This window comes from Vibrio sp. V42_P2S4T144 (assembly GCF_009904715.1).
Lineage (GTDB): Bacteria > Pseudomonadota > Gammaproteobacteria > Enterobacterales > Vibrionaceae > Vibrio > Vibrio alginolyticus.
In genome coordinates this window covers 1-2,054 of the sequence record NZ_WXWS01000382.1, presented here as the reverse complement: position 1 = coordinate 2,054, position 2,054 = coordinate 1, and the positions used below count along the sequence as shown (strand labels likewise).

1 protein-coding gene is annotated in these 2,054 nt (G+C 43.2%); it reads left to right on the top strand.

Features of this window, described 5'->3' with window-relative positions:
- Window positions 1-176: 176 nt before the first annotated feature.
- Window positions 177-2,054, top strand: a 1,878-nt coding sequence (locus CAG68_RS12910) for a DUF294 nucleotidyltransferase-like domain-containing protein (protein WP_005377775.1), incomplete at its 3' end; no start/stop codon positions are given.

The following is a 2,054-nucleotide window of genomic DNA, read 5'->3' as shown; positions in this document are numbered from 1 at the left end:
GATATAAGCTGTGATAGCTTAGAACTCTACATATAAAAAGGTTAGAGCTCTAATTTTTGGTTAAGGCTTGGTCCTGTGAAATCGGTTAGGTACTGTTATCCTTAGATTTATTTATTGCTTGATTTCACTCAGGGTGATATTTATCGCTGTAGTTTAGGCAACGTATGGAATAAAAAATGGAAGCCGAACAGTTAGAAGTGCTCAATTTCATTAGCCAGTACCCACCTTTTGATGACCTACCTGAAGAGCAGCTTAGAAAAATTGCTCTCAATGCCGAGGTTGCATACTTTCGGCAAGGAACAAAAATCCTTAACTTCGGAGATACGATCCGCGACTTGTATATGGTGAGAAGTGGGGCGGTAGAGATTTATCGACGTAAAGGTGAACTTTACAACAGGATTGATGCTGGTGGACTGTTTGGTCAGATGGGGTTGTTGATGAACAACCGCGTACGTATGCCAGCCAAAGCGATAGAAGACACTCTCGTTTACTGTATTCCGGAAAACATCTTCAATGAACTTTGTGATGAGTTTGAAAACTTTGCGGACTACATGGAACTGGAAGATAGCGCGCGTTTGCGAAGCGCAATATCTAGCCGCTCCGAAAGCAATGACTTTACCACCGCTAAGGCACGTAAAATCTTAGCAAGAGATCCAGTAACTCTGGAGGCAACGGCTTCAATTCAGGAAGCTGCGATACTAATGGCAGAGGAAAATGTCACCTCTCTGCTCATTATTCGCCCGACAGAGGAGCTCACAGAAGAAGATGATGAACAGCTGCTTGGAATATTGACTGATCGCGATCTTTGCATTCGCGTACTAGCTCAAGGTATTGATACCAATATTCCAGTGAGTGAGGTCATGAGTTATGACGTGGTTTCATTGGATTATAACGCCTATGTGTTTGAGGCCATGTTAACCATGTTGCGTTACAACGTGCATCATTTACCAATTTTAAAAGATAAAAAGCCGATAGGAATTATTGGCATGACGGACATCGTTCGTTACGAATCTCAGAACAGCCTATTGCTAGTGAGCTCTATTTTTCAGCAAACCAGTGTCGAGGATCTCAAGCAGGTTTCTGAACAAGTAAAAGACTGTTTCGTAAGAATGGTCAATGAAGATGCCAACGCGCACATGATTGGTCGAGCCATGTCGGTTATAGGCAGTAGTTTCAAACAACGCCTCGCTGAATTAGCTGAGCAAGAGTTCGGCCCAGCGCCCATTCCTTATTGTTTAGTCGCAATGGGTTCAATGGCGAGGGATGAGCAGCTAATTGTAACGGATCAAGATAACGCCCTTATTCTCGATAACAGTTATGACGTTGAGATTCACGGAGAGTACTTTGAAAAGTTTGCTAAATTTGTTTGTGATGGTTTAGCGGCATGCGGCTATGCTTATTGTACTGGAGACATTATGGCTACCAACCCAGAATGGCGAAAAACTCGTGCAGAATGGGAAGAATGCTTTGGAAACTGGATAGACAATCCAACCCCTGAGAGATTGTTAAATAGTAATATCTTTTTTGATCTCCTCGGTGTGCATGGGCGAGTGAAATGGGCGGAGCAATTAAGCAGCTTTATTGTGAGACGAGCGAAAAGAAATAACCGCTTTCTTGCTTGTATGGCGTATAACGCAATACGTAGGACGCCTCCACTGGGCTTTTTCAAAGACTTTGTGATGGAGAAAGATGGTCGTCATCGCAACTCGATTAACTTGAAGCGAAGGGGGACGGCTCCGTTGGCCGATTTAATACGGGTGCATTCTCTGGCAATCGGTTCGCGATCGCAAAACTCTTTCGACCGTTTAGATGACATTAATGATGCTGGCATTTTACCGAAAGGTCGAGGTTTGGATTTAAGGGATGCGATGGAGCTAATCTACATGGTTCGAATTCGTCACCAAGCCCTTGATATAGAAAATGGAGAAGAGCCAGACAACAATATTGAGCCGGAGAACATGTCTGAATTTGAACGTCGAAACTTAAAAGCAGCATTTCAAATTCTAAGTAACGCTCAGAACTTCATTAAGTTTCGATACCAGAGAAGTAGCAAA